This window comes from Enterobacter cloacae complex sp. ECL414 (assembly GCF_021869685.1).
Lineage (GTDB): Bacteria > Pseudomonadota > Gammaproteobacteria > Enterobacterales > Enterobacteriaceae > Enterobacter > Enterobacter kobei.
The window spans coordinates 622,580-647,619 of sequence record NZ_CP091481.1; the positions used below are offsets into that span (position 1 = coordinate 622,580).

Genomic DNA, 25,040 nt, shown 5'->3' on the forward strand with positions numbered 1-25,040 from the left:
TCATTACAGTAATGCAAATTTGTACGCAGTTTTCATTAACTGTGATGAATGTCGAAGTGTGGATGCGGGTGGATGTTAAAATACTCACAGACCCGCAAGGTAAAATTGATACGGCACTGCCGTTGGAGAATGTTATGACCGATTTAACTGCAAGCAGCCTGCGCGCGTTGAAACTGATGGACCTGACTACCCTGAACGATGACGACACCAATGAGAAAGTCATCGCCCTGTGCCATCAGGCGAAAACGCCAGTGGGTAACACCGCAGCCATCTGTATCTACCCGCGCTTTATTCCGATTGCCCGCAAAACGCTGAAAGAGCAGGGCACGCCGGATGTGCGCATTGCAACCGTAACTAACTTCCCGCACGGCAACGACGATATCGAGATTGCGCTGGCAGAAACCCGCGCGGCCATTGCTTACGGTGCAGACGAAGTTGACGTGGTATTCCCGTACCGCGCGCTGATCGCCGGTAACGAGCAGGTTGGCTTCGACCTGGTGAAAGCCTGTAAAGACGCGTGCGCGGCGGCAAACGTGCTGCTGAAAGTGATCATCGAAACCGGCGAGCTGAAAGAAGAAGCGCTTATTCGTAAAGCGTCTGAAATCTCCATCAAAGCCGGTGCGGATTTCATTAAAACCTCCACCGGTAAAGTACCGGTGAATGCGACCCCGGAAAGCGCGCGCATCATGATGGAAGTCATTCGCGATATGGGCGTGTCCAAAACCGTTGGTTTCAAACCTGCGGGCGGCGTGCGTACTGCCGAAGACGCGCAGCAGTTCCTGGCGATTGCCGACGAGCTGTTCGGCGCCGACTGGGCCGATTCCCGTCACTACCGCTTCGGTGCGTCCAGCCTGCTGGCAAGCCTGCTGAAAGCGCTGGGTCATGGCGACGGTAAGAGCGCAAGCAGCTACTGATTGCCAGACAATGCCGGATGACGCTTTGCTTATCCGGCCTACAGGGTCGTAGGGCGGGTAAGCGTAGCGCCACCCGCCACAATTCCCCCGATTCCGCATGGAGGTTACCGTGTTTCTCGCACAAGAAATTATTCGTAAAAAACGTGATGGTCATGCATTAAGCGACGAAGAGATCCGCTTCTTTATCAATGGCATTCGTGATAACACCGTCTCTGAAGGGCAGATTGCGGCTCTGGCGATGACCATTTTCTTCCACGATATGTCGATGCCCGAGCGCGTGTCGCTGACCATGGCGATGCGAGATTCAGGAACCGTTCTGGACTGGAAAAGCCTTAACCTTAACGGCCCGATTGTGGACAAACACTCCACCGGCGGTGTGGGTGACGTGACCTCCCTGATGCTGGGCCCTATGGTGGCCGCCTGTGGCGGTTACATCCCGATGATTTCCGGGCGCGGTCTGGGCCACACCGGCGGTACGCTCGACAAACTGGAAGCCATTCCGGGCTTCGATATCTTCCCGGATGACAACCGCTTCCGCGACATTATTAAAGACGTGGGTGTGGCAATTATCGGCCAGACCAGCTCTCTTGCCCCGGCAGACAAGCGTTTCTACGCGACCCGCGACATCACCGCCACCGTTGACTCCATTCCGTTGATCACCGCCTCTATTCTGGCGAAAAAGCTGGCAGAAGGGCTGGACGCGCTGGTGATGGACGTGAAGGTGGGCAGCGGTGCCTTTATGCCGACCTATGAACTTTCTGCCCAGCTCGCCGAAGCGATCGTTGGCGTCTCCAACGGCGCAGGCGTGCGCACCACCGCGCTGCTCACTGACATGAACCAGGTACTGGCCTCCAGCGCCGGTAACGCGGTCGAAGTGCGTGAAGCCGTCCAGTTCCTGACGGGGGAATACCGCAACCCGCGCCTGTTCGACGTGACCATGGCGCTGTGTGTAGAGATGCTGATCTCCGGCAAGCTGGCGAAAGACGAGGCGGAAGCCCGCGCGAAACTGCAGGCCGTGCTGGACAACGGCAAAGCGGCAGAGATCTTTGGCCGTATGGTCGCCGCACAAAAAGGCCCGACCGACTTCGTTGAGAATTACGCCAAATACCTGCCAACCGCGACGCTCAGCAAAGCCGTATATGCCGACAGCGAGGGCTTTGTCTCAGCAATGGACACCCGTGCGCTGGGTATGGCGGTGGTCTCGATGGGCGGCGGTCGTCGTCAGGCGTCAGACACCATTGATTACAGCGTCGGCTTTACCGATATGGCCCGTCTGGGCGACAGCGTTGATGGCCAACGTCCGCTGGCGGTGATCCACGCCAAAGACGAAGCCAGCTGGCAGGACGCGGCGAAGGCGGTGAAAGCGGCCATTACGCTTGCTGATAAAGCGCCAGAAAGCTCACCTTCGGTCTATCGCCGTATCACCGAATAGCGGTATACTGATCTGATCGAATTTTTATGAAGCACTACGTACGGAGAACAATTATGAAACGTGCATTTATTATGGTGCTGGACTCATTCGGCATCGGCGCAACCGAAGATGCAGAACGTTTTGGTGACGTGGGTTCCGATACCATGGGTCACATCGCGGAAGCCTGTGCGAAAGGCGAAGCGGACAACGGTCGTAAAGGCCCTCTGACCTTGCCAAACCTGACCCGCCTCGGTCTGGTGAAAGCGCATGAAGGTTCTACCGGTAAAATCGCAGCCGGTATGGACGGCAACGCGGAAGTGGTGGGCGCCTACGCCTGGGCTCACGAGCTCTCTTCCGGTAAAGATACCCCGTCTGGCCACTGGGAAATCGCCGGTGTGCCGGTCCTCTTCGACTGGGGTTATTTCTCCGATCACGAGAACAGCTTCCCGCAGGAGCTGCTCGATAAGCTGGTGAAGCGTGCCAACCTGCCGGGCTACCTCGGTAACTGCCACTCTTCCGGCACCGTGATTCTGGACCAGCTTGGCGAAGAGCACATGAAAACCGGCAAGCCGATTTTCTACACCTCCGCTGACTCCGTTTTCCAGATTGCCTGCCACGAAGAGACGTTTGGCCTGGATAAACTCTACGAGCTGTGTGAAATCGCCCGTGAAGAGCTGACCGAAGGCGGCTACAACATTGGTCGCGTTATCGCCCGTCCGTTTATCGGCGATAAAGCAGGTAACTTCCAGCGTACCGGTAACCGTCACGACCTGGCCGTTGAGCCACCGGCTCCTACCGTGCTGCAGAAACTGGTCGACGAGAAAGACGGTCACGTGGTGTCCGTGGGTAAAATCGCAGACATCTACGCTAACTGCGGCATCACCAAAAAAGTGAAAGCCACCGGTCTGGATGCGCTGTTCGATGCCACCATCAAAGAGATGAAAGAAGCGGGCGATAAGACCATTGTCTTCACCAACTTCGTGGACTTCGACTCTTCCTGGGGGCACCGTCGTGACGTCGCGGGCTATGCTGCCGGTCTGGAACTGTTCGACCGCCGTCTGCCAGAGCTGATGGAGCTGGTGGGTGAAGATGACATTCTGATCCTGACCGCCGACCACGGCTGTGACCCAACCTGGACCGGTACCGACCACACCCGTGAGCACATTCCGGTGCTGGTGTACGGACCGAAAGTCAAACCAGGTTCACTGGGACACCGTGAAACCTTCGCAGACATCGGCCAGACCCTCGCGAAGTACTTTGGTACGTCCGACATGGAATATGGCAAGGCTATGTTCTGAGGTCATTGCCCGGTGGCGCTACGGCTTACCGGGCCTACGGTTTTGTAGGCCGGGTAAGGCGTAGCCGCCACCCGGCAAAAACAACAATGTAAAAGGAACTGAAGATGGCAACTCCTCACATTAACGCAGAAATGGGTGATTTCGCTGACGTCGTATTGATGCCGGGCGACCCGCTGCGCGCGAAGCACATTGCAGAAACTTTCCTCGAAGACGTGCGTGAAGTGAACAACGTGCGCGGCATGCTGGGTTTCACCGGTACCTATAAAGGCCGCAAAATCTCTGTGATGGGCCACGGTATGGGTATCCCATCCTGCTCTATCTACACCAAAGAGCTGATCACTGATTTCGGCGTGAAGAAAATCATCCGCGTGGGATCCTGCGGCGCGGTGCGCATGGATGTTAAGCTGCGTGATGTGGTTATCGGCATGGGCGCATGCACAGATTCTAAAGTGAACCGTATTCGCTTTAAGGATCATGACTTCGCGGCGATTGCTGACTTCGACATGGTGCGTAACGCGGTGGACGCGGCCAAAGCGCTGGGCGTTGACGCGCGCGTAGGCAACCTCTTCTCTGCCGATCTGTTCTACTCCCCGGACGGTGAAATGTTCGATGTGATGGAGAAGTACGGCATCCTCGGCGTGGAGATGGAAGCGGCGGGTATCTATGGCGTAGCGGCAGAATTCGGTGCGAAAGCACTCACCATCTGCACCGTCTCTGACCACATCCGTACCCACGAGCAGACGACCGCTGCTGAACGTCAGACCACCTTCAACGACATGATCAAAATCGCGCTGGAATCCGTTCTGCTGGGCGATAAAGAGTAATGTTGTGCTGCCGGGCGGCGAAAGCCGCCCGGTTTCTGTGACTTACAGGTACACCACGCTGATGGTGGCCTGACCATCAAACTCGGTATCTTCTGTCAGAGACAGTTTCTTCAGGTTTTCCACTGCCAGCGAAATGTTCAGCGGGAAAGAGACGCTGGTCACCGCCATCGGGGCCGTTTTGCCCGCAGAGGCGACGCTCATTAAGCCCAGATCCTTATTGGCGATAGTGCCACCATTGGCTTTTTGCCAGCGACTCATGCCCACACCAGCAGTGACTGCCGTACGAATCGGTTCAACCGTCGCCCCGTTTGCCGTCACTTCACCCGTGCTGGTATAGATGGAATAGGCACCGATATTCTTGCCATCGTGCGTTTTGCCAAGGCCAAAGGTCGTCATGCTGCCGCGCAGTTCGCCGCCGTTTGACGTGGCGTTCGCAACCTTCAGGTTTGAGTCGGTTCCGGTGCTGGCGTTCGAATCCGTACGGTTGTCGGCAATACTCCAGCCCACTTTGGTAGGGGTAGGGCAGGTGATAGTCAGCGTCAGACCCTTTTCACCTAGCTGCGTGGTCTGGGTTTGCGAGAGATCGCCAACCTGAATGGTACCGAAGTCAATCACGCCATCGTTGCTGAGTTCCGGCGTACAGGAGTTGCTGGTCAGTGAGGCTTTCACTTTCAGCACTGCCGTATCTCCCGCATGAGCACAGGTCGCTGTCAGCGCCAGCGCAGCGGCAAGGAGACTCTTTTTCATGGTTATTCCTTAACATAGATATATCGTTAAAATAAATGGACGAATCCACGTGTTTTGCCTTTATTTTTCTTCTTTTCTCTTCACCTGAATAATCTATTCGGCGGTGAATGCGTTACTCTGTCGTTAATAGCTCCCAGGCGAGTGCGCTTTCCAGCTCGGTATTATCTGGAATGCCGCGCAGCTGATCGTCATTAATGACAGGTATAATTTTTATCGTCACACTCATTTGTTTGCCACGTACCGGCAGGCCATTTTGATATGCAAGGATGCCGTCATTATTCCTCAGAAAGACTTTTTCCTTGGGGGTTTCCGCAGAGGTGAACGATACCCGGTCAGAGGTCCTGACCAGATTATAGTGATGACCATCGACCAGAATATTGCTGGCAACCAGCGCCAGTCGGCTCTTCTGACCAAACAGAACGCCCCCGTTGCTGCCGGACGTGGATTGCAGAAAAAGCGCCATCACCCTTGGCTGCGGGCAAAAAACCGTGGCGGTGACCTCTTTGCCCGGCATGCGGTTCCAGTTTTTACGCGAGGCGATAATGTCATCCTGTTTGAATCTGCCAAAGGAGACGTTCGGTTGCGACAGCGTAATTTGACACGCTTCGGCCACGACATAAGACGAAAAAAGTGATGCTGCACCGATGAGCACTGCGTTAACTATTTTCATTGGCAAACTCCTTCTGCTTTTTCGTAATAGGCGTCTTTATCTTTTTCGTCTTTCAGGGTGTAAGCGATCTGGCAGAGTTTGGTTAAATCGTCGTCCACCACATAAAGCGCAGGCGTATCCGACGCATCGGGAATAAATACGCTGCCGTTATCCATTACGCTGACAATATAGTTACCGTCCTGATCCACCACGCTCAGCCCTTTTTCCAGCCATGACCCGTTGACTCGCTTGACGTCCAGCATGACGCGACGCGTATTCAGCACGTTGAAATCGATCAGCGCAAAAGAGCCATACGCGGCGGAGACGGTCTGAATACCGTTTGATAAATCCATTCCCTGTGGTAACGAGCTGGCATTAATCACTATTTGCGATTTTTGCCATTCCCGAAGTCCGGGAACCACGGCCTGTCCCCAGCGATCTGTCCAGACGGTTCCATCGGGGGTGGTGATTTCAATACCGCTTTCCGGTTCGCTTAACCGGGCGATGCCGAATGTCTCTTTTACCGGATAGGGCGAAAACGTCATGCCATGACCATGCAGCGCTACGCCACCGTTTAAGGATGCGCTGTAGTTATGCTGATTGCCGTCATTCAGGCCAGCGGATAAACCGAGCTGCGTATAGTGAAGATTGGTGGTGATATTGCCGTTAAAGGCGTTACTCTTATCCTGATTATCGCGGTCTGCAGAGACGTTGTAGTTAAGGTTTTGACCGATAGAGCCGCTTTCCTGAACGCCATAATTTTGTTTTTCCCCCTGAGCGCGCATGTAGGTACTGACGCGATCCTCGCCAAAAGGAACGATCAGGCTGACATAAAACAGATCGTCATCGCGGCTGGTGCTGCTCTGGTTCTGGGTATCACTATTGCTCATGGCATGCTGCCAGTTTACGGACAGCGAGGTACGCCCGAGACTTTTACTCCAGGAGGCCATCAGATAGCGTGAATCACCGCTGTTTTCATCACCGGAATTCACGCTGTATTGCATTGAGATCGCGCCAATGTACTCATTGTTCCAGGTGAGGCTGGCGTTCCAGTTATTTTCGTAGGTCTGCGCCTCTTCATCCATGGCTTCCGTGAGTTCGCGGAAGCCGCCGCTGAACTGGGACGCACTTACCCCCATCGTCAGCTGGGCGGGCAGTAAGATATTGCTGCTAAGTTCAGCCTTGCTGCCTTTCAGTCGATCGTAAAAGTGGGACTGGCTCAGTAAAAAGCTCGGTGAGATCGCCCAGTTTTCGTTGATAGAAACGTCGAGTTTGGCACCGGTAGCCTGATATTTTTCTGCCAGTACGCCGGCGGCTACGGCGGACATGCGCGTGCTCAGCATCGTTCCGTCAGAGAGCGTAAATACCCAGGGCGTACTTGACTCATCCCCGCTGTCGCGAACCCGTCCGAGAGAGAGGTTTAGCCCTTCGGCACGATTACTTCCCTGTATATTGAGGGCGGAAGAGGGAACGGTAAATTGGGTTGTCGAACCGTCCGTTTCCACCACGCTGACGTCAAGATCGACATTTCCGCGCACCAGGGGCACGTCCGTCAGGGAGAAAGGACCTGCGTTGACCAGGGAAGAGTAGATCAGCTGTCCCGACTGGCGAACCTCTACGCGGGCCTGATTCGTCCGGGCAATTCCCGACACCTCCGTGGCCTGGATATTAGGCTGAAGGCCGGTTTCAGGCATCAGCTGAACGCCGGTGATTTGCGCGCCGCTAAACAGGGCCGAATTGACGTTGATCTGCCCAACCTGAGCCCGCATTTTCCGCTCTTCAAAAACGTGTTCAGCGTAGGTGTACAGGTTCTCTGTGCTGCGAGTCCCGTTGTCATCCGTCAAAATGAAATTGCTGCGCAGCGTCCAGTTCGCAAGGTTAATGCCTGCCCCCAAATTTCCCTGGGCATAACGGCTGCTCCCGCCCGAGCCGTACTCGTTAATGTTACTGAAGGCGCTATAGTTGATTAAGCCCGCAACACCGCCGTGCGAGTAATATTTCGCGGCATAAAATCCAGTGTCCATTGCCTCTGCGGGAACGAAAATCTCCAGTGATTCGGTATTCGGTAGAAGCGTTACCGTCGCGGAAGGGTAATCTTTCAGCAGGTTATGACATTTCTCTTTTTCGCCGATATTCAATGGCAGTAGGCCAGCTGCACGGGTGAAGTCATCATCAATGCAAAGCTGCCCCTCTTCTCCAACCCGAATGGCCAGGCTCCCCTTCTCAACGCCGTTAATTTTGACCTGCACGGCATGCTGGCCGGGCAGGTAGCGTTGTGCATCAGAGAAGTAATGGGCGAGATTAGTACTGATTCCCCGCGAGGCCAGTATATCGGTATTGAAATCCAGATCGGATGCATACAGCGCCGACGACGGCAGAAAAGCGACCGCCACTGCTGTTCGACGCATCGTGTTTTGCAAAGCGCGCGGTATCACTAAAAATTCCCTGTGATATCAGCGTGTAAGCGCGGCAGTGTACTTGTCCACTTCAATCCCGTAGCGACTGGCAGGGTTGAACTCGACGGCATTATCGCCGCTACCGATCGGGGTATTTGTCTGCACCTTCATGGTCTCACCCGGCAGGATAAAGGTTTTATTAACCACTCCCTCGGTGTGGGAAGGCAGTAGCGTCACTGATGTGGAAAAACGTACAACGTACGGCGAGGTATTACGGACCTGAACCTCTTTCTCTTGTACGGACCAGGTCAGTAATTTCCATGCATCCGTGACAACAGGAAGATTTTTAGGATGGATCAACACCGGTAAATCCTGACGAAGATTGATACCGACTTTAACATTTTTATCTTTGGTTTTAGGCGGAATGCCTTCAAAAATCACGCGTTTATAATGTTCAACGGTCAGCGGTTCTTTGGTTTCAAGAATAAAGCGCACCTGCTGTTCCTGGCCTGGCTCAAGGCGTACAACCGGCTGAGTGACGTTGAGCTTGACCCCATTCTCCCCCTCGATGTCGTTAATGGAGGTATAAAGCAGGGTGGGGATGGAGTCCGTGTTTTTCACACTCATGACACCGCCGTGGTTGGCTTCATCAATCATCAGCAGTGTGGTTTCTGGCACCATGCCTGCAGCATAGACTGTCGCTGGAAGGGTGAGAAAAAGAGCGCAGACCAAAGGAGAAATTTTCACAATTCTTTCCATGAATATTGATATTGAACAATGGGTTAAAACTCCCCGCCTGAGCGGGGAGTTTGGCGTCATGAATGCGGGTTACAGATAAACCAGCGTGATTGTGGACTGACCGTCCAGGTCGGTCCTGTCAGTCAGGGTCAGATTTTTGCTTGGCGCAATCGCCAGCGCGATCTTCAGAGGGAAGGCCGCCGTCGTGAAGGCCAGCGGAGCGCGTTCGCCGGTTTTGGCAACGGTCATGACGTCGGTACCATCGTTAGTGAGGATGCCGGTGGCCCACAGGTTGATCCAGCTTCTGCTGCTGATGGTACCGCCGGTATACATCGCTGCGGCGATAGGCTGAACGGTTGCACCGTCAGCAGTGACCGCGTTCATGTAAGTTGAAACTGAATAGGCACCGATACTTTCGCCAGCGCTGGTTTTTCCGACACCGTTGAGCTGGTAATCGCCGTATGCCTGTGCGCCGCTTGCGGTAGCGTTATCCACATGGAACTCGCTTGACGTTTTATGTGCGCCCGCGTTTGAGTCTTTGCGGTCATCTTTGATTGTCCAGCCGACGCGGGTCGCAGACTGGCATGTGATGGTCAGAGTGACATCTTTATGCCCAGCCTGATAAGCCACACCGGAGGAGAGTGAGTCCAGACCCACTTCGCCAAAATCGGCCACGCCGCCGTTGCTAATTTCAGGAACGCAGCCTGCGCTGGTCAGCGTACCGTGAACTTTTAACATTGCAGTAGGTTCGGCATAAACTGCTGTCGCCGCCATCATGATAACGGTGGCGAGAAGGCACTTTTTCATTGTTATTCCTTAACCATAGAAAGAGATAATTCGGATATTTTTAATTTGAATGAATCTTGCCAAAAGATAATTTCTGGCATAAGAGTCGCGGCCGATTCTATTAACGAATCAACGCATTAAATAGTTAGATTTTCTTACGACAGTATTGAGATTTTATAATGTCGATTAAACATTTCTGAACGTATGTTTTATGCAGAAACGGCGGAAATATCCGCCGTTGAGTCACGCGTTTTTATCTGTTAGAGATAAACCAGAGTGATGGTGGTTTCGCCGCTCAGCTGCGCTTCGTCAGTGGTGGTCAGACGGTCAGTGTTAACAATGGCCAGAGAGACTTTGAACGGGTAGACAACGCTGGTGATGGCCAGCGGTGCGGTATAACCTGGTCTGGTAGCGGTCATGATCTCGGCGTTACCGTTGGCAATCACACCGGTGGCCAGGTTACGCCACATGTATTCGCCTTTGCTGTTGAGGAAGTTTGGCGCAAAGATCGCCTGAGCAGGCACACCGTTAGCGGTGATCTCATTGATACGGGTACTGATTGCATAGGCGCCAATTTTATCGCCAGCAGCGGTGGTACCTACGCCGTAGGTGGTACCTGAACCGTAAACGTCCCCACCATTGTCTGTGGCGTCACGAATGTAAAACTCGCTGGAGTTCAGGTAGGTCGCCGCATTGGAATCTTCTTTGTTATCAGCAATACTCCATGCCACTTTAGTCGCTGACGGGCAATTGATCGTCAGAGACATATCTTTATGACCCATCTGGTTGGTCTGGGTTGGAGAAAGCTGGTCCAGCGCGATTGTGCCAAAATCAATCGATCCGCCGTTACTGAGTTCCGGCGTACAGGATGCATGGTTCATCTTGCCCTGAACCTTCATGACGATGCTGCCTTCGGCGAATGCAGCCGAAGAGGTCATCGCAATCAGCGTTGCGAGAAGAAGCTTTTTCATTGTTATTCCTTAACCATTAATAAAATAAATGTATAAATTTCCGTGAAGTCATTAACTTGCTGAAATGCAAGCTCAGGGATTCTATTAATGGTTATTGTTATTTCTGTAATGAGTATTTCTAATCTCTGAATTGAGTATTATTAAAATGTGTAAATACATTCACGGTTGTATTTACACATTCCGGCAGGATAAGAACGGAGGAAACTATTTTCTCGTCTTAACCGGGGGCGAGAATTATTTTATCGCCTGAGCGATCCACGCCGACAATTCCCGAAGTTCCCGCTCTTGTTCCGGATAATGTTCAAGCAACCCGTCGCACACATGTTGCAGCATATCGGGACGGTATACACAGCCCTGCAGGCGTGACGCCAACGCTTCCAGCGGTGCCGGGTTAAGACTATCCGTAAAAATTTGTGTGCGGGTAATATGACCTTTCTCCACGTCAAAGTGCAGCTCCACGCCGCCCCAGGTAAAACGTTCATCCAGCAGATGTGAAAACGCCGGTGCCTGGCCGAAGTTCCACTCCCAGCTGCTCTGGCGGGCAAAGGTTTCAGCGAAGTTGGGCAGGTCAGGCGTTTTATCAGGCGAAATCACTTCCGCCTCCACACGCTCGCCGTAGTGCGCAAAGAAGGCCTCACGGATCGCGTCGCAAATCTGCTCGTGAGTCATACCCGGCAGAAGCTCCACCAGATTCGCCACGCGGCCGCGTACGGAGGTAATGCCCTTAGCCTGTAACTTTTTCTTGTCAGGATTGAGGTAGTTAGCCAGCCGGCTGAGATCGGCATTCAGCAGCAGAGTGCCGTGGTGGAACCCGCGATCCATTGTTTCGCGATAGGCTGAGCCGGAGACCTTCCGGTCGCCCTCGGGGGTCTTGACGACCAGATCGTTCCGGCCTGACGCCTCTGCGGTTACGCCGAGCGCATTCAGCGCGTTCAGCACAATCGACGTAGAGATGCTTTTGTCGTATTCCGGCTTGCCTGCCATAAAGGTAAAGCAAGTGTTGCCCAGATCGTGAAACACGGCTCCACCGCCGCTGCTTCGGCGCGCCAGGCGGACGTGGTCCTCTTCCATGCGGCGGGTGTTGCACTCTTTCCACGGGTTTTGCGCGCGGCCAATCACCACCGTGTCGGCATTGCGCCAGAGAAACAGTACGCGCTGGGTGGCGGGCATCTGGCGGAAGATGCACTCTTCCACCGCGAGATTAAACCAGGGATCGTAAGAGTCAGAGATAAGCAGGCGTAACGTCGTCATGGCAGAGTTCCTTTTCTATATCCTCCGCCTACTTTATCACTATTCTTTCTTCTCGCTCTCTTCGTCTTCCGGAACCGACTTGCTGGCGGTCAGCAGGAACGGCGACTGTTGCCATCGGGTGCGCTTACCCTGCAGCAGCGTGCGCGCCAGCACCACGCCAATCGCCAGTGAGAGTAATAACATCAGGCGCAGAATATTGGTGGTGTTATCCACCTGCTTGGCTTCGGTCGGCAGGGTGTGAGTGTCGAGCGTCAGGCGCAGATAGCCCAGCGGGCCATTTTTTCCCTGAACAGGTTCGACGAGCTGCTGGTTGAAATAGCCTCCGGCTTTTTTGCCGTCCAGCGCCAGCCTGTCGCGCACGTCGACGTGCTCACCGGCGCGGGCAATCAGGTCGCCTTTTTCATCGTACACGCCCGCATCGAGAATGCGGCTGTTTTCCGTAAGCTGACGCAGGATCTGGCCGATGCGCTTATCGTCCGGCGTCTCGGTGCGCATATAGGGGGCGACGTTAAGGGTCACCTGACGCGCCAGCGTGCGGGCCAGCTCTTCAAACTGCGGGTTACGCTGCCGTTGATGATTCTGGCTAAACCACGATGCCCCTTGCATCAATGCCACTAACAGTGCGAGACAGGAAAGGACAATCACGGCGCGATGAAGCCGGAATTTCAGTTTTGCGCGAGCCATATTCCACCTGCTGAAAATTTAGGGCTTAATGTTGCCAGAAGTGATGGTTACAGGGTAGCCTCATGCGTTATTTTCCCTCTGGAACCTTCCGGCGCGAACGAAATTACAGGAGCTTTGATGCCGAACATTACCTGGTGTGACCTGCCAACGGATGTCTCTTTATGGCCAGGATTGCCGCTCTCGTTAAGTGGCGATGAGGTGATGCCTCTGGATTACCACGCTGGCCGTAGCGGCTGGCTGCTGTATGGACGCGGCCTGGATAAGCAACGCCTGACCCAGTATCAAACCAAACTGGGTGCGGCAATGGTCATCGTCGCCGCCTGGTGCGTAGAAGATTACCAGGTTATTCGCCTGGCGGGTTCTCTGACGCAGCGTGCCACGCGTCTGGCGCATGACGCAGGGCTGGACGTTGCCCCGCTCGGTAAAATTCCGCACCTGAAAACGCCGGGTCTGCTGGTCATGGACATGGACTCCACCGCTATTCAGATCGAGTGTATTGACGAGATTGCTAAACTGGCAGGCAGCGGTGAGCTGGTGGCGGAAGTCACTGAACGTGCGATGCGCGGCGAGCTGGATTTCACCGCCAGCCTGAGACAGCGCGTGGCGACCCTGAAAGGGGCCGATGCTAACATCCTGCGCCAGGTGCGTGATGTGCTGCCGCTGATGCCAGGACTGACGCAACTGGTGCTGAAGCTGCAGTCCCTTGGCTGGAAGGTGGCGATTGCCTCCGGTGGCTTCACCTTCTTCGCGGATTATCTGCGCGAGAAACTGCATTTGACCACCGTGGTGGCCAACGAACTGGAAATTATGGACGGCAAGCTGACCGGACAGGTGATTGGCGACATCGTGGATGCGCAGTACAAAGCTAATACCCTGACCCGTCTGGCCGAAAAATATGAAATCCCGGTGGTCCAGACCGTCGCCATCGGGGACGGCGCGAACGACCTGCCGATGATCAAAACTGCTGGTCTTGGCATTGCCTACCATGCCAAGCCAAAAGTGAACGAAAAGACGGAAGTGACTATCCGTCATGCTGACCTGATGGGGGTGTTCTGCATCCTTTCTGGCAGCCTTAATCAGAAATAACGGTCTGCTTTGTAGGCCGGGTAAGCGTAAGCGCTACCCGGCACGCAGTCCGCACAGAAATAACGAGGTACACCGTGGCGAAAGCTCCAAAACGCGCATTTGTCTGTAATGAATGTGGTGCGGATTATCCGCGCTGGCAGGGGCAATGCAGCGCCTGTCATGCCTGGAACACCATCACCGAAGTGCGTGGTGTGGCGGCTTCGCCGAGTGTGGCCCGCAATGAACGCCTGAGCGGCTATGCGGGCAATGCAGGCGTGTCGAAGGTGCAAAAGCTTTCAGACATCAGCCTGGAAGCGCTACCGCGCTTCTCCACCGGGTTCAAAGAGTTTGACCGCGTGCTCGGCGGCGGCGTGGTGCCGGGCAGTGCGATTCTGATCGGCGGTAACCCCGGGGCGGGTAAATCGACCCTGCTGCTGCAAACGCTTTGCAAGCTCGCCGAGCAGATGAAAACCCTGTACGTCACGGGGGAAGAATCACTCCAGCAGGTGGCGATGCGTGCGCACCGCCTGGGCCTGCCAACCGGCAACCTGAATATGCTGTCGGAAACCAGCATTGAGCAGATCTGCATGATCGCCGAAGAAGAGCAGCCGAAGCTGATGGTGATCGACTCCATTCAGGTGATGCACATGGCGGACATTCAGTCCTCGCCGGGCAGCGTGGCGCAGGTGCGCGAAACCGCGGCCTACCTGACACGCTTCGCCAAAACGCGCGGCGTGGCGATTGTGATGGTCGGCCATGTGACGAAAGACGGTTCCCTGGCCGGGCCAAAAGTGCTCGAACACTGTATCGACTGCTCGGTGATGCTCGACGGCGACGCGGATTCCCGCTTCCGCACCCTGCGCAGCCATAAAAACCGTTTCGGCGCGGTGAATGAATTAGGTGTTTTTGCCATGACGGAGCAGGGGCTGCGTGAAGTCAGCAACCCGTCGGCCATCTTCCTGAGCCGTGGCGACGAAGTCACCTCCGGCAGTTCGGTCATGGTGCTGTGGGAAGGAACGCGCCCGCTGCTGGTTGAAATCCAGGCGCTGGTGGATCACTCGATGATGGGCAACCCGCGTCGCGTGGCGGTGGGTTTGGAACAGAACCGTCTGGCGATCCTGCTGGCGGTGCTGCACCGTCACGGTGGTCTGCAGATGGCGGATCAGGACGTCTTCGTGAACGTTGTGGGCGGGGTGAAGGTCTCGGAAACCAGCGCGGACCTGGCGTTGCTGCTGGCGATGGTCTCCAGCCTGCGCGACAGGCCGCTGCCGCAGGATCTGGTGGTGTTTGGCGAGGTTGGCCTGGCCGGAGAGATCCGTCCGGTGCCGAGCGGCCAGGAGCGTATCTCCGAAGCGGCAAAACACGGCTTCCGCCGCGCGATTGTGCCCGCCGCTAACGTGCCGAAAAAAATCCCCGAAGGGATGCAGGTTTTTGGCGTTAAAAAACTCGCAGATGCGTTAAATGTCTTTGACGACTTATAATTACGTATTCGATTTTGCAGGAGGCACCGTAATTTATGTCATCATTTGACTACATCAAAACCGCAATCCGCCAGAAAGGCTGCACGTTGCAGCAGGTGGCGGACGCCAGCGGTATGACCAAAGGTTATTTAAGCCAGCTGCTGAACGCCAAAATCAAAAGCCCCAGCGCGCAGAAGCTCGAAGCGCTGCACCGTTTCCTGGGACTTGAATTTCCCCGTATGCAAAAGAACATCGGCGTGGTGTTTGGCAAGTTTTACCCGCTGCATACCGGACACATCTACCTGATTCAGCGCGCCTGTAGCCAGGTGGACGAGCTGCACATCATTATGGGGTACGATGAAACCCGTGACCGCCAGCTGTTCGAGGACAGCGCCATGTCGCAGCAGCCGACGGTGCCTGACCGCCTGCGCTGGCTGCTCCAGACCTTTAAGTACCAGAAAAACATTCGCATTCATGCTTTTAACGAAGAGGGCATGGAGCCCTATCCGCACGGCTGGGACGTGTGGAGCAACGGCATCAAAGCGTTTATGGAAGAGAAGGGCATTGCGCCTAACTGGATCTACACCTCTGAAGAGTCCGACGCGCCGCAGTTCCGCGAGCATCTGGGCATCGAGACGGTGCTGATCGATCCGAAACGGACCTTCATGAACATCAGCGGGGCGCAGATCCGCGAAAACCCGTTCCGCTACTGGGATTATATCCCGACCGAGGTAAAGCCCTTCTTTGTACGTACCGTTGCGATCCTGGGCGGTGAGTCGAGCGGAAAATCCACTCTCGTTAATAAGCTGGCGAATATCTTCAACACGACCAGTGCGTGGGAATATGGCCGCGATTACGTTTTCTCGCACCTCGGCGGTGACGAGATGGCGCTGCAGTATTCCGACTACGATAAAATCGCGCTCGGCCACGCCCAGTACATTGATTTTGCGGTCAAATATGCCAACAAAGTGGCGTTTATTGATACCGATTTCGTCACCACGCAGGCGTTCTGTAAAAAGTACGAAGGGCGCGAGCACCCCTTCGTGCAGGCGCTGATTGACGAATACCGCTTTGACCTGGTGATCCTGCTGGAAAACAACACGCCATGGGTCGCTGATGGCATGCGTAGCCTCGGCAGCTCAGTAGACAGGCGCGAGTTCCAGTCCATGCTGGTGGAGATGCTCAACGAAAACAACGTTGAGTTTGTGCATGTTGAAGAGTCGGACTACGACTCCCGTTTCCTGCGCTGCGTCGAGCTGGTGAAGGAGATGATGGGGGAGCAGGGTTAATCTTACCCCTCACCCTAACCCTCTCCCCAAAGGGGAGAGGGAACGATTACCCCTCAGAACGCAACCACCACTTTCCCTCGCATATGTCCCTCCAGCACTTTGCGGTGCGCCTCGGTAATGCTTTCCACGCTCAGTCCGTGCAGCGTTTCGCTGAGCGAGCTTTCCACCACGCCGTTGTCCACCAGCTTTGCAACCTCGTTTAAGATCTCGCCCTGACGCGCCATATCAGCGGTCTGGTACATGCTGCGGGTGTACATAAACTCCCAGTGCAGGGCGGCGGATTTCGATTTCAGCTTATCCTGATTCAGCGGATGCGCGTTCTCAACGATGGAGCAGATGTGCCCCTGCGGTGCGATCAGTTCGCTGACGGCATCCCAGTGGCCGTCGGTGTCATTGAGGATGAAAATGTAATCCACATAAGTGATACCCTGTTTTGCCAGCTCACCTTTCAGGTCGCGGTAGTTCACGACCCGATCCGCACCGCGCTCGCGGCACCACCGGGCGGAATCTTCTCTTGATGCTGTCGCGATGATGTTCACCTTGCTGTTGTGCTTTGCAAACGGGATCGCCAGCGAGCCCACGCCGCCCGCGCCGCCAATAATCAACAGCGTTTTATCCGCGTCCGCATCCTGAATGTTCAGCCGTTCGAACAACCCTTCCCAGGCGGTCAGCGCGGTCAACGGCAATGCGGCTGCTGCTGCCCAGCCAAGGCTGGCAGGTTTGTGCCCGACAATACGCGCATCGATCAGCTGATGGGTGGTATTGCTGCCCGGACGAGTGATATCCCCTGCGTACCACACTTCGTCACCGGGTTTAAATCCCGTAACGGCCGCGCCCACGGCTTTAACGATACCGCTGGCATCCCACCCGAGAATGCGCGGCTCGTTCAGCCCGTTTTTGACAATGCCTGCATGCACCTTGGTGTCGACCGGGTTAACAGACACGGCTTTCACTTCGACAAGCAGATCGTGCTCGCCGGGCTGCGGCATCGGCGGGGCGATTTCAATGAACGTGCCGGGATTCGCAGGATTAACGGCAATGGCTTTAACTGACATGGATGGACTCCTCAATGGCATGCGTTTTGTTGAGGCTAGTCTATTAAGTGGTCAGCTGCATGATAAGATGGACAATCAAGAACGAAGTGTTCTCACAGGATGAACAATCATGTTTAAACAGCTTCAGGATATGGCGCTGTTTGCGCTGGTGGCCGAGATGGGCAGCTTTACTGCTGCGGCACAGAAGGCTGAACTGCCAAAATCCAGCGTCAGCCAGCGAATAAGCCAGCTGGAGCAGCAGATAGGAATACGCCTGCTCAACCGCACGACGCGCAGAATCAGCCTGACTTTTGCAGGCGAGCATTATCTGGTGCACTGTCGCGAAATGCTGGCGGCCAGCGAGCGGGCGGAGTATGCCATTCAGCGGCTACGCGAAAACCCGAGCGGGCGGCTGCGCATCACCTGCCCGGCGGGGATTGGTGCGACGCTGCTGGCGCATATGAATGCCGAATTCCAGCTTCGCTATCCTGACGTGTCGCTGGACGTGTCGATCTCTGATGATGTGGTGGATCTGGTCGAGTCCGGCTTTGACGTGGCGCTGCGTACCGGTAAGCCGCAGGACTCCTCCCTGATTGGCCGGATGATCGGACATTGTCCGCGCTATATGCTGGCTTCACCCGACTATCTGGCGCGTCGGGAGCCGTTAATCCATCCCCGCCAACTGGTGGAGCACCGCTGCATTACCCACAAAGCCTGGTCTGAGTGGCTGCTGCGAAGCGAGAGTGAGGATTACCGCTACCTGCCGGATAACGCCCACATGACGGATAACCTGGTGTACGCCCGTGAATGTGCGATTGCTGGCGCCGGGATCACGCTATTACCCGCCTTTCTTCTGGAAGATAAGATTGAGACAGGGGCGCTGGTGAAGGTGCTGCCTGAATGGAACGTCGAGGGGAATGATTTGTGGCTGGCTTATCCGAGCCGCAAGCTGAACTCGCCTGCGCTGATGAGCTATATCGACTTTGCGATACAGTTTGACGAGGTGAAGCGGTATTACGTGGACAAATAAAAAAGCCGGGTGGCGCTGACGCTTACCCGGCCTACGAACTGTGCGGCCTGGTGCCCTCACCTGGCCCTCTCCCACGGGGAGAGGGAACAAATACTAAAAACGGCAACCGAAGTTGCCGTTTTGCTTTTATTTCGCAATACGCTTGTACTTAATACGCTTCGGCTCCAGCGCGTCAGCGCCCAGCGTGCGTTTCTTGTACTCTTCGTATTCGGTGAAGTTACCTTCAAAGAACTCCACTTTCCCTTCATCCTGGTAGTCCAGAATGTGGGTCGCGATACGGTCAAGGAACCAACGGTCGTGCGAGATAACCATCGCGCAGCCCGGGAACTCCAGCAGGGCGTTTTCCAGCGCGCGCAGGGTTTCGATGTCCAGGTCGTTGGTCGGTTCATCGAGCAGCAGTACGTTACCGCCAACCTGCAGCAGCTTCGCCAGGTGCAGACGACCGCGCTCACCGCCGGACAGCTCGCCCACGCGTTTGCCCTGGTCGGTGCCTTTGAAGTTGAAGCGGCCAACGTAAGCGCGGCTTGGCATCTCGGTGCTGCCGATACGCATAATATCCAGACCGCCGGACACTTCTTCCCACACGGTTTTGCTGTTATCCATCGCGTCACGGAACTGGTCAACGGACGCCAGCTTCACGGTTTCACCCAGGGTGATAGAGCCGCTGTCAGGCTGCTCCTGACCGGACATCATGCGGAACAGCGTCGATTTACCCGCGCCGTTCGGACCGATGATCCCGACGATAGCCCCTTTTGGTACGGAGAAGGTCAGATCGTCAATCAGCAGGCGATCGCCGTATGACTTACGCAGATTGGTGACTTCAACCACTTTATCCCCCAGACGTGCTCCAGGCGGAATAAACAGTTCGTTGGTCTCGTTACGTTTCTGGTATTCGGTGTTGTTCAGCTCTTCAAAGCGTGCCAGACGGGCTTTGCCCTTAGACTGACGGCCTTTAGCGCCCTGACGAACCCACTCCAGCTCTTTCTCGATAGACTTACGACGCGCGGCTTCCTGAGAAGCTTCCTGCGCCAGACGCTGATCTTTCTGCTCCAGCCAGGAGGAGTAGTTACCTTCCCATGGAATACCTTCACCACGGTCCAGCTCCAGGATCCAGCCTGCGACGTTGTCGAGGAAGTAACGGTCGTGGGTAATTGCCACCACGGTGCCTTCAAAGTCGTGCAGGAAGCGTTCCAGCCACGCCACGGATTCCGCATCCAGGTGGTTGGTGGGTTCGTCGAGCAGCAGCATGTCTGGTTTTTCCAGCAGCAGGCGGCACAGCGCTACGCGGCGGCGTTCACCCCCGGAAAGATTGGCGATTTTCGCATCCCAGTCCGGCAGGCGCAGGGCATCGGCCGCGCGCTCCAGCTGCACGTTCAGGTTATGACCGTCGTGCGCCTGGATAATCTCTTCAAACTTGCCCTGCTGAGCGGCCAGCTTGTCGAAGTCTGCATCCGGCTCGGCGTATTTGGCATACACTTCATCCAGACCTTTCAGGGCGTTAACCACTTCGGAAACCGCTTCTTCAACGGATTCACGAACGGTGTGTTCCGGGTTCAGCTGAGGTTCCTGCGGCAGGTAGCCGATCTTGATGCCAGGCTGCGGACGGGCTTCACCTTCGATGTCTGTATCGATGCCGGCCATGATGCGCAGCAGGGTGGACTTACCGGCACCGTTGAGACCCAGAACACCAATTTTTGCGCCCGGGAAGAAGCTCAGCGAGATATTTTTAAGAATATGACGTTTCGGCGGGACAACTTTGCCGACACGATGCATGGTATAAACGAATTGAGCCACGTTGGACTTCGCCTCTTTTATCGTAATGAGAAGGAATTTCAGCCTCGAAGTGTAGCCTTTTTCACGCCCTAATCCCAGCCAGGAACGTCGGGAGTGTTAAAACGCGCAAGAAAGGTAAAAAAGTGTCCATAACGTGGCGCGTTGCAGGATGCCTGGTTAGCATAAGTTGGTGTGACTTTGACGTGGCAAGACGCTGCAATTGACGAAAAAACAATGAGGAAGAGCTTGTGGAAAAAGCCAAACAGGTGGTCTGGCGTCTGCTGGCTGCCAGCGTATGCGTAATGGCGGTAAGCCAGGCGGTGCATGCCGATTCACTGGATGAACAACGTAATCGCTACGCCCAGATTAAACAGGCGTGGGACAATAAGCAGATGGATACCGTGCAGGCGCTGATGCCGACGCTGAAGGATTATCCGCTGTATCCGTATCTGGAGTATCGCCAGATCACTGACGATCTCATGAACCAGCCGACCGTCACTGTGAATAATTTCATTCAGGCGAACCCGACCCTGCCGCCTGCGCGAACCCTGCAGTCTCGTTTTGTGAATGAACTGGCGCGTCGCGAAGACTGGCGCGGACTGCTGGCGTTTAGCCCCGATAAGCCGAATACCACCGAAGCGCAATGTAACTACTACTATGCGAAATGGGCGACCGGACAGCAGGAAGAGGCCTGGGCCGGGGCGAAGGATCTTTGGCTGACCGGCAAAAGCCAGCCGAATGCCTGTGATTCGCTGTTTGGCGCGTGGCGAGCCTCCGGCAAGCAGGATCCGCTGGCCTATCTTGAGCGTATTCGCCTGGCGATGAAAGCCGGCAACACGCGCCTGGTGACCGCACTGGCGGGGCAGATGCCCTCCGATTATCAGACGATCTCTACGGCCGTTATCGCGCTGGCAAACGATCCGAACAGCGTCCTGACCTTTGCCCGCAGCACGGGCGCGACTGACTTTACCCGTCAGATGGCGGCGGTGGCTTTTGCCAGCGTGGCGCGCGACGATGTGGAAAACGCCCGGCTAATGATCCCGCAGCTGGTGCAGGCTCAGCAGCTGAATGACGATCAAACCCAGGAGCTGCGTGACATCGTGGCGTGGCGACTGATGGGCACGGATGTGACCGACGAACAGGCACGCTGGCGAGATGATGCCATTATGCGTTCGAACTCCACGTCGCTTGTGGAGCGCCGCGTGCGCATGGCGCTGGGCACCGGCGATCGCCGGGGGCTGAATACCTGGCTCGCACGTTTGCCGATGGACGCCAAAGAGAAAGATGAATGGCGCTACTGGCAGGCCGATCTGCTGATGGAGCGCGGTCGTGATGATGAAGCCAAAGAGATCCTCCACGGCCTGATGCAGCAGCGCGGCTTCTACCCGATGGTGGCCGCGCAGCGCCTGGGCGAGGAGTATACCTTCCGCATTGATAAAGCGCCCGCGAATGCGAACCCGGCGCTGACGCAGGGGCCTGAGATGGCGCGCGTGCGCGAGCTGATGTACTGGAATATGGACAATACCGCGCGCAGCGAGTGGGCGAATCTGGTAACCAGTCGCACCACCGACGAGAAAGCCCAGCTTGCCCGCTATGCGTTTGATAACCACTGGTGGGATCTGAGCGTGCAGGCGACGATCGCCGGTAAGCTTTGGGATCATCTTGAAGAGCGTTTCCCGCTGGCGTACAACGATCTTTTCGAACGCTACACCAGCGGCAAAGATATCCCGCAAAGTTACGCGATGGCGATTGCCCGTCAGGAGAGTGCCTGGAATCCGAAAGTCCGCTCCCCGGTGGGGGCCAGCGGTCTGATGCAAATTATGCCGGGAACGGCGACCCATACGGTGAAGATGTTTAACATTCCCGGGTACAGTAGCCCCTCACAGCTTCTCGATCCGGATACCAACATCAACATCGGTACCAGCTATCTGCAGTATGTTTATCAGCAGTTTGGCAATAACCGCATTTTCTCTTCGGCGGCGTATAACGCGGGGCCGGGGCGCGTGCGTACCTGGCTCGGCAACAGCGCCGGACGCATCGATGCCGTGGCGTTTGTGGAGAGCATTCCGTTCTCAGAAACGCGCGGTTATGTGAAGAACGTGCTGGCGTACGATGCTTACTATCGCTACTTCATGGGGCAGAAAGATACCCTGATGAGCGATGCCGAGTGGCAGAGACGTTACTGATCGGCGTGGGTTGTGTTATGCTGTACTCGCTAATGAGTACAAGAGGCAGCATAACATGACCCAGCATTCCCCGTATTCCTCGGCAATGGCCGAACAGCGTCACCAGGAGTGGCTTCGTTTTGTGGAGCTGCTTCGCCAGTCTTACGATCAGGATTTGCACTTACCTCTTATGCAGCTGATGCTGACCCCAGACGAGCGTGAAGCGCTGGGCACGCGCGTGCGGATCATTGAAGAACTACTGCGCGGTGAGATGAGCCAGCGTGAGCTGAAAAATGAGCTGGGCGCGGGCATCGCGACGATCACCCGCGGCTCGAACAGCCTGAAGTCTGCGCCGGTCGAGCTGCGCCAGTGGCTGGAAGCGGTGTTGTTGAAAAATACCTAACGATATATCGCGTTATGGAACGGGCTTAACGCTAAAATCACCGCCTGGTGGTAAACGCCTGAACGCGTGAGCGTGCCCGCAGTAAAGACGCCAATCGCCCCTTCTTTACGTCCAATCTCATCAATGCCGGTGTACTGTGACATCACCGGCCCGAGCGCTTCGCCTTCGCGCACTTTGTTCAGAATGATCTCTGGCAGCGGCAGGGTGGCAGAACGCGCTTCACCGCGCTGCTCTCGGCTTTCTATCACTACCCAGCTAAAGGTGGCACCTTCGTCGATCCCGGCTTCAATGGCGACCCAGAAGTCCGCCTTTGGGGCCGCGGCTTTAGCATTTGCCACGCGATTTCGTGCGCCAGCGCGCGTTTCCTCGCTGCCAAACGGCTGTTCAGGTACGCCACTCTCGACGCCGATGGCTTCAATATGGCAGGATCCTTCGCCGAAAATCTCTTCAAAAGCCTTTAGAATTGCCTGAATTTTGGCAGGATTGGTGGTAGCAGAGACAACATGGTGCATAATTAAGCTCGATTCAAAAAAAACTCATCGCAGTATAACGGAAAAAAAGCATGTTACAGGTATACCTTGTTCGCCACGGTGAGACGCAGTGGAACGCCGAGCGACGTATTCAAGGCCAGTCAGACAGTCCTCTCACTGAGAAGGGGATCCAGCAAGCGTGGCAGGTGGCAGAGCGTGCCAGGACGCTGGGCATTACCCACGTGATCACCAGCGATTTAGGTCGCACGCAGCAGACAGCGCGCATCATCGCAGATGCCTGCGGCTGTGACGTGATGCTTGAGCCGCGTCTGCGCGAGCTGGATATGGGCGTGCTGGAAAAACGCCATATCGATACGCTGACCGAAACGGAAGAGGGCTGGCGTCGTACGCTGGTCAACGGTACCGAAGATGGCCGCATCCCTGAGGGGGAATCCATGCAGGAGCTGAGCGTGCGTATGCATGCCGCACTGGCGGAATGTCTGAAGCTTCCGGCAGGTAGCCGTCCGCTGCTGGTGAGTCACGGTATTGCGCTGGGCTGCCTGGTGAGCACCATTCTGGGATTACCGGCTTATGCTGAACGTCGTCTGCGTCTGCGCAACTGCTCTATTTCCCGAATTGATTATCAGGAAAGTGCGTGGCTGGCGTCGGGTTGGGTCGTGGAGATGGCAGGGGACATTTCGCATCTCGATGCCCCTGCGCTTGATGAACTGCAGCGTTAACGACGTATCGGAATTAAGAATTCCATCCGCAGATTGATTGGGCCTTCTTCCGGTTTCGCATCCTGCGCCGGGTAGTAGCGCTCAATGTCCTGACCTTTACGGCGATTCAGATTCAGCATCGGCATGCAGGTCCCGTAAACGGTCAGGATGAACTCCTGAACGCCCGTTCCCAGTCCTTCATACGAGAACATCACGTATTCGCCGCCTTCCAGCACGACCGGTTTAGACCCCTGAATATAACCATTTGCCATCTCTGGCGTCAGCGCGGTGGTGTAGAACACCTCCTGCTCGTCGTCTTTTTCCTGGCTTGGGTGCGTTTCGTTGAGACCATAGAGGATCGGTGGGATCGCTGGCGCATGACTCAGGAAGTCGCGCCAGAACTGGACACGCATCTGATGACGGAACTCAGAAATCTGCTCAAGAGAACAGGAGTAGCTCTGGGTCGTACCGATCAGATGGGTTTCCGGCAGCGTGACAATTTCGTATTTCGGCATGGCGAACTCGCCCAGACGCAGCGGCGGACGCATACCAAACGAGCTCCAGTCTGGCGAGCGGCGATAGAGCGCTGGCGTCAACGAGAACTGTTTTTTAAACGCACGGGTGAAGGTCTGCTGCGAATCAAAACGATACTGCAAGGCAATATCCAGAATGGGCCGCGCGGTCAGGCGCAATGCCACCGCAGACTTGGACAAACGACGTGCGCGAATATAGGCCCCGATAGCATGACCGGTGACATCCTTGAACATCCTTTGCAGATGCCACTTGGAATAGCCTGCTTTAGCCGCCACATTATCCAGTGACAAAGGCTGGTCGAGATGACCTTCCAGCCAGGTGAGCAGGTCGCGAATAATTCCAGCCTGATCCATATACTATCCTCATCCTTAAAACAGCAGGTGCCTGATAACAGGTTAGCGGATAATAGCATTTTTTGATGTTTTAGCA

Annotated in this window: 23 protein-coding genes; 11 read left to right on the top strand and 12 right to left on the bottom strand. The window is 55.5% G+C overall.

What is annotated here, in order from left to right:
- Positions 1–134: 134 nt before the first annotated feature.
- The 4 genes from deoC to deoD all read left to right on the top strand — a co-directional run bounded on the left by deoC (position 135) and on the right by deoD (position 4,447).
- A complete protein-coding gene (deoC, locus tag L3068_RS02945) occupies positions 135–914 on the top strand; it encodes a deoxyribose-phosphate aldolase (RefSeq protein ID WP_023310320.1) in 780 nt (259 codons plus the stop codon).
- Between the two features lie 109 nt (positions 915–1,023).
- On the top strand, positions 1,024–2,346 hold the full coding sequence (gene deoA, locus L3068_RS02950; RefSeq protein ID WP_023332036.1) for a thymidine phosphorylase: 1,323 nt from the start codon (positions 1,024–1,026) through the stop codon (positions 2,344–2,346).
- 53 nt (positions 2,347–2,399) lie between these two features.
- Positions 2,400–3,623 (top strand): phosphopentomutase, encoded by a 1,224-nt coding sequence (gene deoB, locus L3068_RS02955; protein ID WP_014882457.1) that lies wholly within the window; start codon positions 2,400–2,402, stop codon positions 3,621–3,623.
- Positions 3,624–3,727: 104 nt separating this feature from the next.
- On the top strand, positions 3,728–4,447 hold the full coding sequence (deoD, locus tag L3068_RS02960) for a purine-nucleoside phosphorylase (RefSeq protein ID WP_014882458.1): 720 nt from the start codon (positions 3,728–3,730) through the stop codon (positions 4,445–4,447).
- 42 nt (positions 4,448–4,489) lie between these two features.
- Here deoD and L3068_RS02965 read toward each other — a convergent pair whose 3' ends face one another.
- From L3068_RS02965 to L3068_RS03000, 8 genes are all read right to left on the bottom strand, one after another.
- Positions 4,490–5,194, bottom strand: a complete 705-nt coding sequence (locus tag L3068_RS02965; RefSeq protein WP_045134348.1) for a DUF1120 domain-containing protein — start codon at positions 5,192–5,194, stop codon at positions 4,490–4,492.
- Between the two features lie 112 nt (positions 5,195–5,306).
- Positions 5,307–5,864, bottom strand: coding sequence for a DUF1120 domain-containing protein (locus L3068_RS02970; RefSeq protein ID WP_045134347.1), 558 nt, complete (start codon positions 5,862–5,864; stop codon positions 5,307–5,309).
- A complete protein-coding gene (locus L3068_RS02975) occupies positions 5,861–8,251 on the bottom strand; it encodes a fimbrial biogenesis usher protein (RefSeq protein WP_224955184.1) in 2,391 nt (796 codons plus the stop codon). Before L3068_RS02975 ends, L3068_RS02970 begins: the two co-directional genes overlap by 4 nt.
- 45 nt (positions 8,252–8,296) lie before the next feature.
- Positions 8,297–8,998, bottom strand: a complete 702-nt coding sequence (locus L3068_RS02980; protein WP_023332040.1) for a fimbria/pilus chaperone family protein — start codon at positions 8,996–8,998, stop codon at positions 8,297–8,299.
- 69 nt (positions 8,999–9,067) lie between these two features.
- Positions 9,068–9,784, bottom strand: coding sequence for a DUF1120 domain-containing protein (locus tag L3068_RS02985; RefSeq protein WP_045269572.1), 717 nt, complete (start codon positions 9,782–9,784; stop codon positions 9,068–9,070).
- Positions 9,785–10,023: 239 nt separating this feature from the next.
- A complete protein-coding gene (locus tag L3068_RS02990; RefSeq protein ID WP_014882464.1) occupies positions 10,024–10,734 on the bottom strand; it encodes a DUF1120 domain-containing protein in 711 nt (236 codons plus the stop codon).
- Between the two features lie 234 nt (positions 10,735–10,968).
- A complete protein-coding gene (lplA, locus tag L3068_RS02995) occupies positions 10,969–11,985 on the bottom strand; it encodes a lipoate--protein ligase (RefSeq protein WP_117580879.1) in 1,017 nt (338 codons plus the stop codon).
- 39 nt (positions 11,986–12,024) lie between these two features.
- Positions 12,025–12,669 (bottom strand): YtjB family periplasmic protein, encoded by a 645-nt coding sequence (locus L3068_RS03000; protein ID WP_014882466.1) that lies wholly within the window; start codon positions 12,667–12,669, stop codon positions 12,025–12,027.
- Between the two features lie 117 nt (positions 12,670–12,786).
- Here L3068_RS03000 and serB point away from each other — a divergent pair, with 117 nt between their 5' ends.
- From serB to nadR, 3 genes are all read left to right on the top strand, one after another.
- The gene (gene serB, locus L3068_RS03005; protein WP_063861841.1) at positions 12,787–13,755 is read left to right on the top strand and encodes a phosphoserine phosphatase; all 969 of its coding nucleotides are present in this window, start codon (positions 12,787–12,789) and stop codon (positions 13,753–13,755) included.
- A gap of 74 nt (positions 13,756–13,829) precedes the next feature.
- Entirely contained in the window at positions 13,830–15,215 is a 1,386-nt protein-coding gene (gene radA / locus L3068_RS03010; protein WP_014882467.1) for a DNA repair protein RadA, read from the top strand.
- Positions 15,216–15,250: 35 nt separating this feature from the next.
- Positions 15,251–16,483 carry a multifunctional transcriptional regulator/nicotinamide-nucleotide adenylyltransferase/ribosylnicotinamide kinase NadR gene (gene nadR / locus L3068_RS03015; protein ID WP_006810194.1) on the top strand — a complete coding sequence of 411 codons (1,233 nt, stop codon included), beginning with the start codon at positions 15,251–15,253 and terminating at the stop codon, positions 16,481–16,483.
- A gap of 53 nt (positions 16,484–16,536) precedes the next feature.
- On the opposite strand, the gene L3068_RS03020 is transcribed toward nadR, so the two are convergent.
- Positions 16,537–17,538, bottom strand: a complete 1,002-nt coding sequence (locus L3068_RS03020) for a zinc-binding alcohol dehydrogenase family protein (RefSeq protein ID WP_032637538.1) — start codon at positions 17,536–17,538, stop codon at positions 16,537–16,539.
- A 109-nt stretch (positions 17,539–17,647) separates the two neighbouring features.
- Between L3068_RS03020 and L3068_RS03025 the strand changes: the two genes are divergently transcribed.
- Entirely contained in the window at positions 17,648–18,547 is a 900-nt protein-coding gene (locus L3068_RS03025) for a LysR family transcriptional regulator (RefSeq protein ID WP_023332043.1), read from the top strand.
- A 126-nt stretch (positions 18,548–18,673) separates the two neighbouring features.
- Here L3068_RS03025 and ettA read toward each other — a convergent pair whose 3' ends face one another.
- On the bottom strand, positions 18,674–20,341 hold the full coding sequence (gene ettA / locus L3068_RS03030) for an energy-dependent translational throttle protein EttA (protein ID WP_063861842.1): 1,668 nt from the start codon (positions 20,339–20,341) through the stop codon (positions 18,674–18,676).
- Between the two features lie 227 nt (positions 20,342–20,568).
- On the opposite strand from ettA, the gene sltY reads away from it, so the two are divergent.
- Positions 20,569–22,506 (top strand): murein transglycosylase, encoded by a 1,938-nt coding sequence (sltY, locus tag L3068_RS03035; RefSeq protein WP_023332044.1) that lies wholly within the window; start codon positions 20,569–20,571, stop codon positions 22,504–22,506.
- Between the two features lie 55 nt (positions 22,507–22,561).
- Positions 22,562–22,888: a trp operon repressor gene (trpR, locus tag L3068_RS03040; RefSeq protein WP_014882472.1), complete on the top strand. Its 327-nt coding sequence runs from the start codon at positions 22,562–22,564 to the stop codon at positions 22,886–22,888.
- On the opposite strand, the gene yjjX is transcribed toward trpR, so the two are convergent.
- A complete protein-coding gene (gene yjjX / locus L3068_RS03045) occupies positions 22,885–23,400 on the bottom strand; it encodes an inosine/xanthosine triphosphatase (protein WP_014882473.1) in 516 nt (171 codons plus the stop codon). The genes trpR and yjjX overlap by 4 nt on opposite strands.
- A 50-nt stretch (positions 23,401–23,450) precedes the next feature.
- Between yjjX and gpmB the strand changes: the two genes are divergently transcribed.
- Entirely contained in the window at positions 23,451–24,098 is a 648-nt protein-coding gene (gpmB, locus tag L3068_RS03050) for a 2,3-diphosphoglycerate-dependent phosphoglycerate mutase GpmB (protein ID WP_014882474.1), read from the top strand.
- Here the strand turns inward: gpmB and robA are convergent.
- A complete protein-coding gene (gene robA, locus L3068_RS03055; RefSeq protein ID WP_023336739.1) occupies positions 24,095–24,964 on the bottom strand; it encodes an MDR efflux pump AcrAB transcriptional activator RobA in 870 nt (289 codons plus the stop codon). The two genes, gpmB and robA, sit on opposite strands and share 4 nt — an antisense overlap.
- Positions 24,965–25,040 lie beyond the last annotated feature (76 nt).